General features: G+C 62.3%; 14 protein-coding genes. 5 read left to right on the plus strand and 9 right to left on the minus strand.

Features of this window, described 5'->3' with window-relative positions:
• Positions 1-54 precede the first annotated feature (54 nt).
• Complete coding sequence (locus ACP_RS02925; RefSeq protein ID WP_015895790.1) at positions 55-804, plus strand: BON domain-containing protein; 750 nt, start codon at positions 55-57, stop codon at positions 802-804.
• Between the two features lie 77 nt (positions 805-881).
• A complete protein-coding gene (locus ACP_RS02930; RefSeq protein WP_041839852.1) occupies positions 882-1,748 on the plus strand; it encodes a UbiA-like polyprenyltransferase in 867 nt (288 codons plus the stop codon).
• A gap of 60 nt (positions 1,749-1,808) precedes the next feature.
• On the opposite strand, the gene ACP_RS17980 is transcribed toward ACP_RS02930, so the two are convergent.
• Entirely contained in the window at positions 1,809-1,961 is a 153-nt protein-coding gene (locus ACP_RS17980) for a lmo0937 family membrane protein (RefSeq protein WP_148215002.1), read from the minus strand.
• 96 nt (positions 1,962-2,057) lie between these two features.
• Here ACP_RS17980 and pheA point away from each other — a divergent pair, with 96 nt between their 5' ends.
• From pheA to ACP_RS02945, 3 genes are all read left to right on the plus strand, one after another.
• The gene (gene pheA, locus ACP_RS02935) at positions 2,058-2,888 is read left to right on the plus strand and encodes a prephenate dehydratase (RefSeq protein WP_015895793.1); all 831 of its coding nucleotides are present in this window, start codon (positions 2,058-2,060) and stop codon (positions 2,886-2,888) included.
• 242 nt (positions 2,889-3,130) lie between these two features.
• Positions 3,131-5,557, plus strand: coding sequence for an endopeptidase La (lon, locus tag ACP_RS02940; RefSeq protein ID WP_015895794.1), 2,427 nt, complete (start codon positions 3,131-3,133; stop codon positions 5,555-5,557).
• Positions 5,558-5,684: 127 nt separating this feature from the next.
• Complete coding sequence (locus ACP_RS02945) at positions 5,685-6,536, plus strand: hypothetical protein (protein ID WP_041839230.1); 852 nt, start codon at positions 5,685-5,687, stop codon at positions 6,534-6,536.
• 309 nt (positions 6,537-6,845) lie between these two features.
• Here ACP_RS02945 and priA read toward each other — a convergent pair whose 3' ends face one another.
• From priA to rapZ, 8 genes are all read right to left on the minus strand, one after another.
• A complete protein-coding gene (gene priA, locus ACP_RS02950; RefSeq protein ID WP_015895796.1) occupies positions 6,846-9,323 on the minus strand; it encodes a replication restart helicase PriA in 2,478 nt (825 codons plus the stop codon).
• 9 nt (positions 9,324-9,332) lie between these two features.
• Positions 9,333-10,238 (minus strand): uracil-DNA glycosylase, encoded by a 906-nt coding sequence (locus tag ACP_RS02955; protein ID WP_015895797.1) that lies wholly within the window; start codon positions 10,236-10,238, stop codon positions 9,333-9,335.
• Positions 10,235-11,479 carry a bifunctional phosphopantothenoylcysteine decarboxylase/phosphopantothenate--cysteine ligase CoaBC gene (coaBC, locus tag ACP_RS02960; protein WP_015895798.1) on the minus strand — a complete coding sequence of 415 codons (1,245 nt, stop codon included), beginning with the start codon at positions 11,477-11,479 and terminating at the stop codon, positions 10,235-10,237. Before coaBC ends, ACP_RS02955 begins: the two co-directional genes overlap by 4 nt.
• Positions 11,480-11,651: 172 nt before the next feature.
• Positions 11,652-11,879, minus strand: coding sequence for a DNA-directed RNA polymerase subunit omega (gene rpoZ / locus ACP_RS02965; RefSeq protein WP_015895800.1), 228 nt, complete (start codon positions 11,877-11,879; stop codon positions 11,652-11,654).
• An 81-nt stretch (positions 11,880-11,960) separates the two neighbouring features.
• On the minus strand, positions 11,961-12,701 hold the full coding sequence (gene gmk / locus ACP_RS02970; protein ID WP_015895801.1) for a guanylate kinase: 741 nt from the start codon (positions 12,699-12,701) through the stop codon (positions 11,961-11,963).
• Positions 12,702-12,737: 36 nt separating this feature from the next.
• Positions 12,738-13,637, minus strand: coding sequence for a YicC/YloC family endoribonuclease (locus ACP_RS02975; RefSeq protein WP_015895802.1), 900 nt, complete (start codon positions 13,635-13,637; stop codon positions 12,738-12,740).
• Positions 13,634-15,505 (minus strand): ABC transporter ATP-binding protein, encoded by a 1,872-nt coding sequence (locus tag ACP_RS02980; protein ID WP_015895803.1) that lies wholly within the window; start codon positions 15,503-15,505, stop codon positions 13,634-13,636. Before ACP_RS02980 ends, ACP_RS02975 begins: the two co-directional genes overlap by 4 nt.
• A 51-nt stretch (positions 15,506-15,556) precedes the next feature.
• A complete protein-coding gene (gene rapZ / locus ACP_RS02985; protein ID WP_015895804.1) occupies positions 15,557-16,480 on the minus strand; it encodes an RNase adapter RapZ in 924 nt (307 codons plus the stop codon).
• Positions 16,481-16,496 lie beyond the last annotated feature (16 nt).

Below are 16,496 nucleotides of genomic sequence, written 5' to 3' on the forward strand. Positions count from 1 at the left end.
GACACTCCTGAGGTGCGGGTTGCATCTATGTAAATGGTAGTGTGGGAGGGCTTTATGAAATTCAGAACGGTAATCTCTTCGCTCACTCTGGCTTCGCTGCTGTTGGTTCCGGCTGGATTGCAGGCACAATCAAACGATGCACAACTGCAGGCGCAGGCAAAAAGTGCGCTGCATAAGTCTGCCTTCAAAGATGTACAGGTGTCGGCTCAGAACGGCACGGTGGTGCTGAGCGGCACGGTGAAGTATTACGCGGAGAAGGTGCAGGCGGAGAAGCGCGTCAAGAAGGCGGACGGCTCGGCGGCTGTGCAAAACAACATTGAAGTCGCCGGAACGAATGTATCCGACGAGCAACTGGCAGTGAAGCTGGGACGCGAAATTGAGAATTCGCGTGTGGGCTATGGGACTACGGCGTTCAATGCGATCAGCGTGGGCGTTCATAACGGTGTGGTGGTGCTGGGTGGCTCTGCGTATGGCCCGGTGGATGCCAGCACAGCCTACAACCTGGCAGCCAACACGGCGGGGGTCAAAGAAGTGATCAACCACATTCAGGTGGACCCGACCTCGCCACTGGATGACCGCATTCGCCGGGCGGAGTACCGGGCGATCTACGGTTTTCCGCAGTTGAACCGATACGCGCTGAATCCGATCAAGCCGATCCGAATCGTCGTGCAGAACGGCCACGTCACGCTCAAGGGCGTGGTGGACTCCACCTCGGACAAACAGGTGGCCGGCATTCGCGCGAACAGCGTCTCGGGTGTCTTTAGTGTGACGAACGATCTACAGGTGGCCGGACAGGAACGCTAAACCGGGTGTTCGGCAGGAGACTGACAGGGCGGCAGAGCGTGGGCTTTGCCGCCCTTTTTCCCGTTACACTAGATGCTATGAGCTTCTTCCGCAGCGTGGGGACCACGCTCGAAATGATCAAGTGGGAGCACTCGATTTTCGCGCTCCCCTTTGCACTGGTTGGCGCGATGCTGGCGGCCCATGGCGTGCCGCGCGTGGCTCCGCTGCTTTGGATTATTGCCTGCATGATCACAGCGCGTTCGGCAGCCATGGCCTTTAACCGCTGGGCTGATGCCGATCTGGACGCGCAGAATCCGCGCACGGCCATGCGTGCGATTCCGGCCGGGCTGCTGACGCGGCGCTTTGCGGGCGGCTTCACGCTGGTGATGGCGGGGCTGTTTCTGTTTTGCGCATGGCAACTCAACCGGCTGACGCTGGAGCTGGCTCCTTTTGCGCTGGCGGTGCTGTTTCTCTACTCCTATACGAAGCGCTTCACGCGGTGGTCGCACCTGTTTCTGGGGCTTTCGCTGGGGATGGCTCCGGCGGCGGCGTGGATTGCGATTCGCGGCTCGCTCGATGTGCGCATTCTGGTGCTGACGCTGGCGGTGCTGTTCTGGGTGGCGGGCTTTGACCTGCTCTACGCCTGCCAGGACGCGGAGCACGACCGCAAGCACGGACTGCACAGCGTGCCGGCGACATTCGGGGTTCCGGCGGCCTTTGCGCTGGCGCGCACCATGCACCTGGTAATGCTGGGGCTGCTGGCGTGGCTGGTGCAACTCTTCCACCTCGGAGTGTTTGCCTGGGTGGGCATTGCTGTCGTGGCCTCGCTGCTGCTGTATGAGCACATGATTGTGTCGCCGCGCGACCTGCGGCGGCTGAATGCTGCGTTCTTCACGATGAATGGCGTGATTGCGGTGGTGTTCTTTGTGTTTGTAGCGGCCGACCTGCTGCTGCGGCACGTGTAGACAAGGGCTGCAGGGTCCGCCCGCGGCGCGGACCCTATACCGATTCTGAAGAGTGGATGGCTAAACGACGGGGCGTCTGCCGGAGATAAGCTGGATGAGCAGCACCACGAGGGCCGCCACCAGCAGCAGGTGAATGTACCATCCGATGGCATGGAAGCTCACCAGACCGATGAGCCACAGCACAACCAGAATGACGAAGATCGTCCAGAGCATGTTTGCATCCTTTCCCTGAGAAATACAGCTCTGCACATTTCAGTTGCATGCGGCGAATTTTCGGTTGCCGTATGCTTCATAAATCAGGAAAAAACGATGCCAGTGATTGCGATTCAGGGGGAGTCCGGTTCCTTCAGCCATGAGGCTGCGATGCGGCTGTATGCCGATGCGCAGATATTGCCCTGCGCGGTGTCGCCGGCGGCGTTTCAGGCGGTGGTCTCAGGAGCGGCGGACGCGGCCGTGCTGCCGATTGAGAACAGCCTGGCCGGATCGGTGCTCGAGCACTATGACCTGCTGCTGGAGCATCCGGTAACGATTGAGCGCGAGATGCTGCTGCGCATTGAGCACAACCTGATCGCCCTGCCGGGAACGAAGCTCGAAGAGATTGAGCAGGTGCTTTCGCATCCGGTAGCGCTGGCGCAGTGCCGGCAGTTTTTTGCCGCGCATCCGGCGGTGCGGGCGACGCCCTCGTATGACACGGCGGGCAGCGTGAAGCTGGTGATGGCGGGCGGAGAGCGCTCCGCCGCCGCGATTGCCCCGGCACGGGCCGCGAGCGAGTATGGCGCGGAGATTCTGGCGCGAAACATTGAAGACAACGCGCAGAACTATACGCGATTTCTGGTGGTGAAGCCGGAGGGTAGTCCCCGGCTGGCTGACGCCGACAAGGGCAGCCTGGCGTTTACGCTGCCGAACCGCCCCGGAGCCCTGGTGGGTGCGCTGGAGGTGCTGGCGGAGCTGGGCGCCAACCTGACGCGTCTGGAAAGCCGCCCGGTGCTGGGGCAGCCGTGGCATTACGTGTTCTACACCGACTACCAGTTCGGGAATCCGGCGATGGCTGACGCAGTACTTTCAAGATTGACGGCTATCTGCCCGACAGTAAAAGAGTTAGGCCGATTCCCTTCTGCGACTTCCCTGCCTTCCGCCTAGTTACCTCCGCATCATGAACCCCTCGTCTCCGCCGATGTAGGTGTGGAAGGCAACTGCCTGCGCATCCCATGCGTATGGATAGAGGAGGGGTGGCGACAGACCCCCATGAGAGATAAAAAGGAAGCCTTAGCGGGCGAGCCGCTTGAGGCAGGAATGCGGAGGATGAGGAAAGTTGTGGGTGGGGATGCATCCTTTTCAGACCTGATATATCTAATTGAACAAAAGTTGATAGAGGGACACTCATGTCAAGCGACTTTCTCAGTGTGATTCACCCCAGTGACCCGAACTCCCGGGAACCCCGGCAGCCGGGCCGTGTTTTGCCGGTTCTTCCGGTGCGGGATACGGTTCTGTTTCCCCATGCGGTGCTGCCGTTGACGGTGGGCCGGGAGAGCTCGATTCAACTGATTCAATCGCTCGGCGATGAGAAGACCATTGTGGTGGTGGCGCAGCGCGACGCCCACATGGACGCTCCGCAGCCGGCGGATTTGTATAACTATGGCACGCTGGCGACGGTCCACAAGGTTGTCAAGATGCCGAATCAGAGCCTGTTTGTGTTCACGGAGGGCACGGAGCGTGTGCACCTGGGAGAGTTTACCCAGATGGAGCCGTTCATGATGGCCTCAGTGGAGCAGGTGCAGGAGATTGAGCCTGCCGCAGGACCGGAGCGCGAAGCTCTGCAGCGGAATGTGATTTCACAGTTTCAGCAGATTGTGACCGCCTCGCCGACGCTCTCGGATGAGTTGCAGACCATCGCAATGAATATTGAAGAGCCGGGCCGGCTGGTGGACTTTATTGCGTCTTCCCTGCCGTTTTTGACGACGATCGACAAGCAGGAACTGTTGGAGACTCCGGACGCGCAGGCGCGGCTGGAGCGAGTGAACAAGCACCTGGCCAAGGAACTGGAGGTGCAGCAGCTTCGCAACAAGATTCAGTCTGAGGTGCAGGACCAGGTGCAGCAGTCGCAGCGCGACTATTATCTGCGCGAGCAGTTGAAGGCGATCCAGAAGGAACTGGGCGAGGCCGATGAAGGGCAGAAAGACATTGAAGAGCTGCGCGAGAAGATCGAGGCGGCCGGCATGCCCGAGGAGACCAAGAAGGAGACGCTGAAGGAGCTGAACCGGCTCTCGCGGATGTCGCCGATGGCGGCGGATTATTCGCTGACGCGGAACTACATTGAATGGCTGGCGGTGCTGCCGTGGGCGAAGTCGTCGGGGCATTCGGTGGATATTCCGAAGGCGAAGGAGATTCTGGACGAGGACCACTACGACCTGAAGCGCGTGAAGGACCGCATTCTGGATTACCTCTCGGTGCGTCGCCTGAAGGCAGACATGAAGGGGCCGATTCTCTGCTTTGTGGGGCCTCCGGGCGTAGGCAAGACCTCACTGGGCCGCAGCATCGCGCGAGCACTCGACCGCAAGTTCCAGCGCATTTCGCTGGGCGGCATGCATGACGAGGCCGAGCTGCGCGGGCACCGCCGGACGTACATCGGCGCGCTGCCGGGCCAGGTGATCCAGAATATTCGCCGGGCGGGCACGAATGACCCGGTGCTGATGCTGGATGAGATCGACAAGCTGGGGCGCGACTTCCGCGGCGATCCTTCGTCGGCGCTGCTGGAGGTGCTGGACCCGGAGCAGAACCATACCTTCCGGGATAACTATCTGGACCAGCCGTTTGACTTGTCGAAGGTGCTGTTCATCTGCACGGCGAACATGCTCGATCCGATTCCGGAGCCGCTGCGCGACCGCATGGAGATCATTGAGCTGCAGGGCTACACGGAAGAAGAGAAACGGCACATTGCGTTCCGCTATCTGATTCCTCGGCAGGTGAAAGAAAACGGCATCGAGATGGAGAACATCGACTTCCCCGAGGAGTCAGTGGGCTACATTGTGCGCCACTACACGCGGGAAGCGGGCGTGCGCAAGCTGGAGCAGTTGATTGGCACGGTGTGCCGCAAGCAGGCACGGCGCATTGCCGAGGGCAAGACGGACAAGCTGGTGGTAACGCCGGAGGTGATTCACGAGTTTCTGGGCGGCATCAAGGTGCGCGTGGATACGGAAATTGCCGAGCGCACGAAGCGGCCAGGTGTGGCCGTGGGACTGGCGTGGACGCCGGCGGGCGGCGATGTGCTGTTCATTGAAGCCAACCGCATGAAGGGCAAGGGCGGCTTCACGATGACCGGGCAGATCGGGCAGGTGATGCAGGAGTCGATGCAGGCGGCGCTGACGTGGGTGCGGTCCAATGCAGCGGGGCTTGGGCTGGAGGAGGACTTTACGAAGGACGTCGACCTCCACATTCACGTGCCGGCGGGCGCGATTCCGAAGGATGGCCCCTCGGCGGGTGTGACGATGGCGACGGCGCTGGCTTCCCTGCTGACCAATCGGGCGGTGCGGCCTCTGACGGCCATGACCGGCGAGATCACACTGAGCGGCAATGTGCTGCCGGTAGGCGGCATCAAGGAGAAGTTTCTGGCGGCGAAGCGAGCGGGCGTGAAGCACGTGATTTTGCCGGCGGAGAACAAGCTGAATGTCGAGGAGGATCTGACGCCGGAGCAGATTGACGGTGTGGAGATTCACTACGCAAGCCGCATTGAAGATGTGCTGGCCGTGGCGCTACCGGCGAACGGTGAGGCAGAGGCAGAGCGGCAGGAGATTCTGGAGCACGTGTCGTAACCGCGCCGTGCTCACGGAAATGGCCCGCTGGAGGAGCGATCTCTCCAGCGGGCTTTTTTATTTGCCGGGATAACTTGTGATTTATAAACTTGGCATCGAGTTAGACATAGATTAAGCTGTAACCCTCATGCTGCGCGCCTTGGTTTTGCTCACACTTTTCACCCTTCAGGCAGGAGTGCAAGCTGATGCCCAGGAGATGAACGCCGCGCGGGTGATGCAGCAACTGCGCACCTCTGTAAATAAAATGACCAGCGCCTTACCGGATATCACTTGTCATGAGCGGGTGACTTCCACACGCGCAGTGCGCGGGAAGGTGAGAGTCCGGCAACACTTTGAATATCTGCTCACCGTGACTCATCCCGCCAAGACAGGCGAGGATTTCCCTGAACAGCGCAAGCTTTTGACCTTTGACGGAAAGCCGGTACGCCATGGGAAAGGGCGCTCTCCAGCGTTCTCGATTACCAATGGCTTTGGCACGACCTGGAGCGGAGTGTTCGCCCCCGAACATGCCGCGTGCCAGATCGACACTGCTCGTGAAATCGTGATGAACGGGGCCAGGGTTACAGAGTTAGATGTAAGAGTGAACCCGGACACACTCTCACTGCCGGCCTGTCATGGCAATCTGGATGACCCGAACAAGACGGCAACATTCTGGGTTTCAGCACAAACGGGACGGCTGCTTCGCGTCCACGTTCATTATCCTCATGGCAAGATCACGCAGACGCGCCTTCTCTTTGGCATTCCCCATAGCATAGGCCTTGTTTCTACTACGCACCCTTATGTCAATAGCGAAAGCGACATACACTACAGCGCCGTTCAATTGGGGCCGGATCTTACGGTGATTCCAAGTATGGTGGATGCAACTGTAATTTATTTGAAGAAGCCGGATGTCACGTTGACCTACCAAGCCGTCAACAGTGACTGTCATCGCTTTGTTGCCACGGTGAAGATAGTTCCGAATGAAAAGTCACCGCAATAAATGCAATTGCTCTCTCCAGCGTTGCGGTATCGGGTGGCATGGATGCCGCACGCGCAGCAAACGGCAACAGTGCTGAAGCCCGTACCCTTCGGGGAGGCGTGAGGAAATGCAGGTCCCTCCACTTTGGTACTGATGAGAACAGGCGGGGATGGTGGGAGAAACTTCGCACAGCATCTGCTACCGGGAAATCGCCGGGATTCTTCGGCCGTTGGCCTCAGAATGACGCGTCGTGGGCGAAGTGGCGAGCGGGGATGGTGGATTTTATTCTGAGGGGCTGAAGCCCGCGCTCTTGCCCGGCGTGCTGCTCCATTACATCAAGTGCACGGCATCGACGTCGATGATGAGGTTGCGCGGGGGAATGCCGACCTCTTCGGCGTGGTGGCGCAGCAGGCGGAGCACGCGCTGCAGCGACTGGCGCGATTGCGACTTCAAGAGAAGATGCATGCGGTGCATGCGCTTGATGCGCGCGATAGGCGCGGTAGCCGGGCCGAGGACGCGAACGTCGGGGAACTCCGCCGCCGAGAGCCAGCGGCCGAGAGCCGCCGCCCAGTGGGCGAGCTGGCCGAAGTCTTCACTTTGCAGCAGCACGTTGGTGATGGCGGCGTAGGGTGGATAGCGCATCCAGCGGCGGTATTTGAGCTCGCGCTCGGCGAATGAGTGGAAGTCGTGCTGGCGCGCGCACTCGACGGCGTAGTGCTCAGGGTAGTAGGTCTGCACGATGACCTTGCCGGGCAGTTCGCCGCGGCCGGCGCGGCCGGCGACCTGGGTGAGCAACTGGAAGGTGCGCTCGGCGGCGCGAAAGTCGGGCAGGCCAAGGGCGTGATCGGCTCCAACAACGCCGACCAGGGTGACGCCATGAATGTCATGACCCTTGGCGATCATCTGGGTGCCGACGAGCAGGTTGATTTCGCCGGAGTGGAGCTTGGCGAGCAGACGTTCGAGGTCACCGCGCCCGCGCACGGTGTCACGGTCCATGCGGCCGATGCGCGCACCGGGGAAAATTTCCTGCAGGCGCTCTTCGCCCTGCTGGGAACCGGCACCGAGAAAGTAGAGATGCTCACTGTCGCACTTGGGGCAACGCTGGGGAATGGTGCGTTTGTAACCGCAATAGTGACATTCCAGGCGCTGGCCGACGGGGGCGTGCGCCTCGGCATCCGTGACAGCCTTGTGATAAGTGAGCGAGATGGAGCAGTTTTCACACTGCAGCTTTTCTCCGCAGGCGCGGCAGAGCACGACGAAGGAGTAGCCGCGGCGGTTGAGCAGCACGATGGCCTGCTCGCCACGATCGAGCGTGGCCTGCGTCTGGTCGATGAGGGTGCGCGAGAAGAGATGCTCCGCGCCGGTCTCCTGGAATTCGCGGCGCATGTCGACCAGTTCCACCTCAGGCATGGGGCGCTGGTGGATGCGCTCGTGCATTTCAATGCGCGTGTATTTGCCTTCGATGGCGTTGTTCCAGCTCTCAAGCGAGGGTGTGGCCGAGCCCAGCACGACGGTGGCTCCGGCGAGCTTGGCGCGCATGACGGCGACGTCGCGGGCGTGGTAGCGCGGGACTGACTCCTGTTTGTAGCTGCCATCGTGCTCTTCATCGACGAGGATGAGGCCGAGGTCTTCGACGGGTGCAAAGATAGCCGAGCGGGTGCCGACGACGACGCGGGCCTCGCGGCGGCGGATGCGATGCCATTGCTCGGCGCGCTCCTCAGGCAGCAGCGCCGAGTGCAGCAGCGCCACCTCAGAGCCGAAGGCACGATGGAGCTGCGCGGCCATTTGCGGAGTGAGGCCGATCTCAGGCACGAGCAGGATGGAGGACTTGCCGCGCTCGAGCGCGTGGCGCATGGCGGCGAGATAGACGGCGGTTTTTCCGGAGCCGGTGACGCCGTGCAGGAGATAAGGGCGGAATCCACCTTCTTCAACAGAACCGGTGATCTGTGCGAGGGCTTGCTGCTGCGCCTCGATTAATTTGTGCTCTCCATGGTGACGTATGGAGAGGCCGGACATGAGGAAGTCGACCGGGCGCTCTTCGATGGCGACGAGGCCGCGGCGCACGAGTGTGCCGAGCGTGGAATCGGGCACATCCAGCTCGCGCAGTTGCGCGACGGGCACGCCGCCGTCGATGCCCGCGAGGGCGGCGAGGATGGTCTGCTGATTTTCATTGAGGCGCGGCAGGCGGGCCTCGCCATCGAGCGACTGCGCGAGGCGCGCGACACGCATGGTGCGCTGCGCGGTGCGGGTCTCGGCGGCGGTTTCGCGAGCGAGCCACTTTTTGCGCAGCATGCCGCGCAGCAGATCAATGGAGGCTCCGGTTTTGGAGCGGATGGCGGAGACGCGCGCGGGATCGCCGGATTCGAGATAGTTGAGGACGGCGTATTCGCGGTCCTGCTCGGCGGCGGGAAGGCGCGAGCGGCGCGAGGAGCCTTGCTGCGCGCCGGCGAAGAGCGCTTCCCTGCCGGTGTCTGTGATGCGGTAGAGCACGTGGCGGCGCACCTCGGCGATGAGCGGCAGCATGGCGCGCAGCACCTCACCGATGGGCGCGACGTAGTATTGGGCGATCCAGCGGGCGAGGTCGAGCAGTTGCGGCGAGAGGATGCTTTGCTCATCCATGACGGCGAGCAGCGGCTTGGCCTCAACGGGCGGAGGGTCATCATGCAGGCGCAGCACGATGCCTGAGAGTTTTTCATTGCGGAACGGGACGAGCACACGCGCGCCCACCTCGGGCGCGAAGAGGCCGGTGGAGTAAGTGAAGGCGCGATCGAGCGGAACGGGCAGCGCGACGTCGCAGAAGGCGGGCATGCGCGCGCCTTAATCCTGCCCGGATGCGGGGGCTGGTTTTGACGCGGGCTTTTGCGGCTTGAGGCCGAGCTCGCGCATGGCAATCTGCAGGTCGGCCCACGCCTCTTTCTTCTGATTGGGGTCGCGCAGCAGATAGGCAGGGTGATAGGTGACGATGAGCTTGCTGCCGTGGGCCTGGTGGATGCGGCCGCGCAATGCCTTGAGCGGGCTTTTGGCGCCGAGCAGATAGGTGGCGGCGGTGGAGCCGAGAGCCACGATCATTTCGGGGCGTACGATCTGCATCTGGCGGAAGAGGAATTGGGTGCAGGTGTTGGCTTCGTCCGGCTCGGGGACGCGGTTTTGCGGCGGGCGGCACTTGACGATGTTGGCGATGTAGACCTGGCTGCGCTCCAGCCCCATGGCGCCGATCATGTTGTTGAGCAACTGGCCGGCGCGGCCCACAAAAGGCAGGCCCTGCGCGTCTTCATCGGCACCGGGGCCCTCGCCGACAAACATGAGGCGAGCGCTGGGGTCACCATCGCCAAAGACGATTTTGTGGCGGCCCTCAAAGGCAAGCTGGCAGCGGGTGCAATCGCCGATTTCTTCGCGCAGCACACGCAGCGCCTCGGGGCGCTGGGCGGCGGGCACGATCGGCGAGTCAGATGGCATGAAGTGCGGCACGGTGGGCGGCAATGCGGGCTCTTCCCTTTCAGTACGGGTAACGGTTACAGATGGCGATGCGCTGACGGCCGGCTGCGGGGTTGACTCCGGATCTGGTTGCGGGCTGGGCGCGGCCACGGAAGGCAGCAGCGCGGCTAACTCGGCGGGAGCCAGCGGCTCGCCGCGGCGGTAGACATCATAGACTCCGAGGTCGCGGTAGTAGCGCAGGCGCGCCTGGAGCGATGCGGCAAGCCCGGCGGGCAGGCGGGTACTCATTGGGCGGCCGATTCCACGCCAGCCTCCGCCAGCACCAGACGCGGGCGGCGCAGCACGAGCACTTCATCGAGAATGCGGTGCGCCAGCTCGCGCTTGGTCATCTCAGGCATGTCAATGGCGGTGTTGCGCGTGAGGAAGGTGGCGGCGTTGCGGTCAGAATCAAAGCCGATGCCCTCGCGCGAGACGTCATTGAGCACGATGGCGTCGGCCCCCTTGCGCAGCAGCTTGTCGCGGCCGTGGGCGATGGCGTTTTCAGTCTCGGCGGCGAAGCCGATGACGAGGACGCCGGGAGTTTTGCGGGCGGCGACCTCGGCGAGAATGTCCTCAGTGGGCTCAAAATCGATGGTGAGGGGGCCGGTGCGCTTCATCTTCTGCTCTTCGCGGATGCGCGGGCGGTAGTCGGCGACGGCGGCGGCCTTGATGATGAGCGAGGCCTCAGGCAGACGGGCGAGCACGGCGGCGCGCATTTCTCCGGTGGTGGTGACGGGCACTATTTCACAACCGGAGGGAGGCTGCAACGCGGTGGGCGCGCTGATGAGGATGACACGGGCACCGCGCCGCTGTGCGGCTTCGGCGAGGGCGTAGCCCATTTTTCCGCTGGAGCGATTGCCGAGGAAGCGGACGGGATCGAGAGCTTCGCGGGTGCCTCCGGCGGTGATGAGCACGGTTTCCCCGGACATGTCATTGCGGAAGCGCAGCGGCGCGAGGACGGCCTCGACGATGGAATCAATCGCGGCCATGCGGCCGTCGCCGGTCATGCCGCAGGCGAGGTAGCCGCTTTGGGGCTCGACGATGGTGACTCCGCGAGCGCGCAGCGTGGCGAGGTTGGCCTGCGTGGCGGGATGACGCCACATGTTGCCGTTCATGGCGGGGGCGACGGTGACCGGCGCGGTGGTGGCCAGATAAGTGGTGGTGAGGAAGTCGTCGGCCAACCCATGCGCGAACCTGGCCAGGATGTCTGCCGTGGCCGGAGCGACGACCAGTGCATCGGTCGAGATGGCGGCGTCAATGTGCTCGATGGGTGAGAGGAGCTGGCTGTTGGCGCCGGCTTCGGGCTCGGTCCAGAGGCTGGTGAGCACCTTGTGGCCGGTGAGCGCGGCAAAGGTGAGCGGCTGCACAAAGCGCTGGGCGGCGGCCGTCATGGCGACATGCACATCGCAGGCTTGCTTTTGAAGCGCGCGGACCAGCTCGGCGCTTTTGTATGCGGCGATGCCTCCGCTGACGCCTACCGTGACTTTCATGAATGCTATTTTACGCCGCCCGCAGCCGGGCCGCCGAGAAACGCCCGCAAACCAGAGCATGTGCCTCAGCGGCTAAAGCCGGATCCTTGAGGCGCACGGAAAAGGACGGGCTGAAGCCCGTCCCCTTCACGCAAAGGATGATCTGCAACCAGCTTATGTGACGCCAGGGTTGTCAGGATGCGAAGCGGGGCACGACGGTTTCTTCCAGCTCCACCCGGCGGGGCGTCTCATTGCGGATGTAGCCGACGAGGCCGGCGTTGATTTCCTCCTGCGCCTGTTTGTGGGGCTTGGCACTGCGGCCCGGCATCAGGGGCTGAGAGCCCTGCTGCAACTGGCGGGCTCGCCGCGCCGCGACCAGGACGTACCGGAAGTGGCTGTCGAATTGGTGTTCGATGGGCATCCACACGCTCCTCGGACTTTCGCGACCGGAAAAGCCGCGAAAGGGATTTGCGCCCTATATTGGTGGATTCCGCGGCTTACGTCAACTGATTCCTGACGCGGCGGCCTCGGGAGCGGGATGGAGGGGGACATCAAAGGCCTTGAGGGCCGGCTGCAAGCGCGGGGCGGCGTTTTGCTGGCGGCAGGCCTCGGCGAGATGCAGGACACGCTGGACTCCGTCACTGGCCTTGCCGGGCTCGGCGCGGCCCTCGCGATGGTAGCGCTCGGCTTTCACGATGGCGGTGAGATCTTCGACGGCGCGGTTGAGCTCGTCATTGACCAAAACGTATTTGTAGCTGTGATAGTTCTCAATCTCGTGCTTGGCCTTGGCGAGACGGCGGGCGATGACCTCTTCGTCCACCTTGCCCTCGGCGCGGCTGCGATTGCGCAGGCGGCGCTCGAGAATTTCAGGGGTGGGGGGCATGACGAAAATGGAGACGGCCTCGGGCATCTTGTGGCGCACCTGCGCGGCGCCCTGGACGTCGATGTCCAGCAGCATGTCTTTGCCCTGCGCGAAGGCTTCTTTCAGCGGGCCGCGGCCGGTGCCGTAGTAGTTGCCGAAGACCTCAGCGTACTCCAGCAGATCATCGGCGGCGATCATGGCCTCGAACTGCTCGCGGCTGACGAAGTGGTAGGCCAGCCCCTCCTGCTCAGAGCCGCGCGGCTGGCGCGTGGTGTAGGAGACGGAGAACTGGAGGTCTTTGACGTTGCTGCGCAGCTCATTGACCAGCGTGGATTTGCCGGAGCCGGACGGAGCCGAAATGATGAATAAAATGCCTGCCAAACGCGCCTCGATTTCCTGGGGATTCCCTGGGCTTCCCTACTCCAGATTTTGTACCTGTTCGCGGGCTTTTTCGATCTCGGATTTGATGGCGAGGCCGAGTTCGGTGATGCGGGTTCCGTTGCCGGCGACACCGCTGGTTTTGGAGAGCAGCGTGTTGGCCTCGCGATTGAATTCCTGCAGAAGGAAGTCGAGTTTTTTGCCGACTTCGCCGCCGGCATCGAGCAGCTCATGAAAGTGCTGGATGTGCGCGCGGAGGCGAACCAGCTCCTCATCAATGCTGCTGCGCTCGGCGAGCAACGCGGCCTCCTGCAGCAGGCGCGACTCATCCACATTGCCGTCGAGCATTTTGCTCATGCGCTGCTGAATACGCTCAAAATAGGCCTGCTGCACGCCCTCGCGCATGCCGGCGACCTGCTCGACCAATTCCGCCAGGCGATCAAGGCAACCGCGAAGATCGGCTCGCAGTGCATCGCCCTCGCGCTGGCGCATGGTGTTGAGGGCTTCAATCAGCGCATCGATTTGCGCCAGCACGGCGGCTTCGAGAGCTTCGACGGAATCCTCGTTGGCGCGAGCATCCTGGCTGATGACGCCGGGCAGGCGGAGGATGGTGTTGAGGTCGGGCTGCGTGGCTAGATCAAGATCGGCCGCGGCATTGCGGAAGGCTTCAGCGTATGCGCGGATCATCTCGGCATCCACGCTGACGCGGCCCGAAGCGGTGCGCGCAAGGCTCAGCGTGAGCTCGATGTGGCCGCGGCGAAGCTTCTCCTTGAGCAGCGGGCGCAGCTTCATCTCCAGCGCATCGCTGCCGCCGGGCAGCCGCAGATTGAGATCGAGAAAGCGATGGTTGACGCTCTTGAGCGCCAGGGTGAAGGCGAGACCCTCGGAAACTTTGCCTTCAACGCGGGCAAAACCCGTCATGGAATAAACAGTACTCATTCGGCAGCCTCACGCGCGACGAAATCGAAGTCGTTTTTGTGGTCGATATCCATAAATTGCAGCCTGTGCAGCTTCTGGTAAGTGGGTGAGCTGAGCAGCAGCTCCTCATGAGAGCCGATGGCGGTGATGCGGCCCTGCTCCAGCACAGCGATGCGGTCGGCGCGGCGCACGGTGGAAAGCCGGTGCGCGATGACGATGCTGGTGCGGTCCGTCATGAGATTGGCCAGCGCGGCCTGCACCAGAGATTCACTCTCGGCGTCGAGCGCGGAGGTAGCCTCATCCAGAATGAGGATGGGCGCGTTCTTGAGAATGGCGCGGGCAATGGCGAGCCGCTGGCGCTGTCCACCGGAGAGACGGAAGCCTTTCTCGCCAATGATGGTGTCGTAGCCCTCAGGCATTGCCTCGATGAACTCATGCGCGAGCGCGGCGCGGGCGGCCTCGACGACGCGTGCGAGCGGCACATCGGGCTGGCCATAGGCGATGTTGTTGCGCACGGTGTCGTTGAAGAGAATCGTCTCCTGCGTGACCTTGCCGATCTGCTCGCGCAGCGAAGAGAGCGTGACGTCGCGCAGGTCGTGGCCGTCGATGAGAATGCGGCCGGAGGTGACGTCAAAGAAGCGCGGAATCAGATTGACGAGCGTGGTTTTGCCGGCTCCGCTGGGGCCGACAAGGGCGAGCACTTCGCCGCGGCGGATGGTGAGGTCGATTTCGTGCAGGACTTCCTTGACGCCCTCTTCATCCTGATAGCGGAAGCTGACGTGATCGAGCACGATGCCCTCTTTGAAGGGCTTGAGCTTGTGGGCGTGCGGCTTCTCGACGACGCGATCTTCATCATCGATGAAGTCAAAGATGGCCTGCGAGGAGCCGAGCGCCTGCTGGAAGCTGTTGTAGTAAACAGCGAAGCGGCGAATGGGATCGTAAAGCTTGAAGAGCGCGACGATGAAGGCCAGGAACTGGCCGGGCTGCATGGAGTGATGGTTGATGCTGCTGTGGCCGACGCGCAGCAGGAGCGCGATGGCAATGGCTCCGATGACGTCCATGAGCGGGGAGCTGAGGGCCTGCGCGCTCACGGTGCGCATGTTGGCGCGCAGCAGACGGCGCGCGGCTTTGCGGAAGCGGATCAGCTCCCAGAACTCCATGTTGAAGGCCTTCACGATGCGGTTGCCGGTGATGGTTTCGTGAAGGATGTTCTGAATTTCAGCGAGCTTGTCCTGGCCTTTGCGCGTGGTTTTGCGCACGCCACGGCCAATGCGGCGCATGGAGGCAAAGACGACCGGGACGAAGATGAGGAGAATCCACGCGAGCTTGCCGCCGAGCGCAATCACGACGTAAAGCATGAAGATGAGCGTGAAGAACTGCTGCAGAAAGTCTGACAGGATGGTCGCCATGGCGTACTGCACGCGCTCAATGTCATTGATGAGCGCGGAGAGCAGCGTGCCGGTGGCGTGCTTTTGAAAGAACGAGACCGAGCGGCGCAGAATGGCTTCGTAGAGGTCATCGCGCAGGTCGGTGATGGTTCCGTAGCCGGCATAACTGGCGAGGTAGGTGCCGCCGTAGTCGCAGATGCCCTTGAGCAGCGTGGAGAGCACGAGCGCGTAGGCGACCATGTTCCAGTCATTGTGCAGGCCCGAGGGCACAAACTGCTGCAGCGTGAGATGGATATGGAAGTGGCTGCCAGCCTGCGAGATGAGCGAAATCTGCCGGTTGCCTGAGTTGCCGCCGGGGTGCAGCACATCGTCAAAAATAGGCCCGACGAGCAGGACGCGGAATGCGTCGAAGAGTCCTACGCCCGCGGCCAGAACCACCGCGGCAAATGCGTAGACCAAATAATGCCGAGCATAGGATAGGAGCCGGAACAACCGCTTCATGCGCCGGCCCTCATGCAATTCATCAGCTTATTTTATGCGCTCCCGGTGGAATCAGCGAGGCATATCGCGATGCTCGGCCTTGACGCGGTAGGACTTTTTGCCGAGACGCTTTGCGATCTCTTCGGCAATCATGACGGAGCGGTGCTGGCCGCCGGTGCAGCCAAAGGCCACCGTGAGATAACTTTTGCCCTCGTGGACGTAATGGGGCAAGAGAAAGAGGAGCAGCTCGGTGACTTTATCGAGAAATGTGCGGGTCTGCTCAAACTTGCGAATGTAACGGACCACCTTGGCGTCTTTGCCGGTGAGCGGGCGGAACTGCGGAATGAAGTGAGGGTTGGGCAGAAAGCGGACGTCAAAGACGAGATCGGCGTCGAGCGGCACCCCGTTTTTGTAGCCGAAGCTCATGCAGGTGATGAGCATGGACTTGGCGTTGCCCTCACGGGTGAACTTGCTCTGAATGTAGGCGCGCAGCTCATGCACGTTGAAGCGCGAGGTATCGACGATCATATCGGCGACGTTGCGCAGCGGCTCGAGGCGCTGCTTTTCGTCGGCGATGGCGTGCACCACCTGCTCCTCACGGCCAAGCGGGTGCGGGCGGCGCGTCTCAGAAAAGCGGCGCAGCAGCACGGCCTGCGATGCCTCAAGGAAGACGACGGTGGTCTGGAGGGTCTGTCGGACTTCCTGCAGGATTTGTGGGAATTTGGCGAGGCTCTGCCCCTCGCGCACATCGACGACCAGCGTGGCGCGCGTGATTTCAACGGACTGGGCGACCAGTTCGGCGAAGCGCGGAACTAATTCGATGGGCAGATTATCGACGGCATAGAAGCCGAGATCTTCAAACGCCTTGAGCGCCGAGCCTTTGCCCGCACCGGAAAGTCCGGTGAGAATCACCAGCTCACGGCTTGCCGGATGGGCTGGCGATGGGCTGGCACTGGCGTCTTTTTTGGCGCGTCGAGTCGGCTCAGGGGCTGGCATGGGCCCATCGTAGCAT

The sequence above is a fragment of the Acidobacterium capsulatum ATCC 51196 genome (assembly GCF_000022565.1).
GTDB lineage: Bacteria > Acidobacteriota > Terriglobia > Terriglobales > Acidobacteriaceae > Acidobacterium > Acidobacterium capsulatum.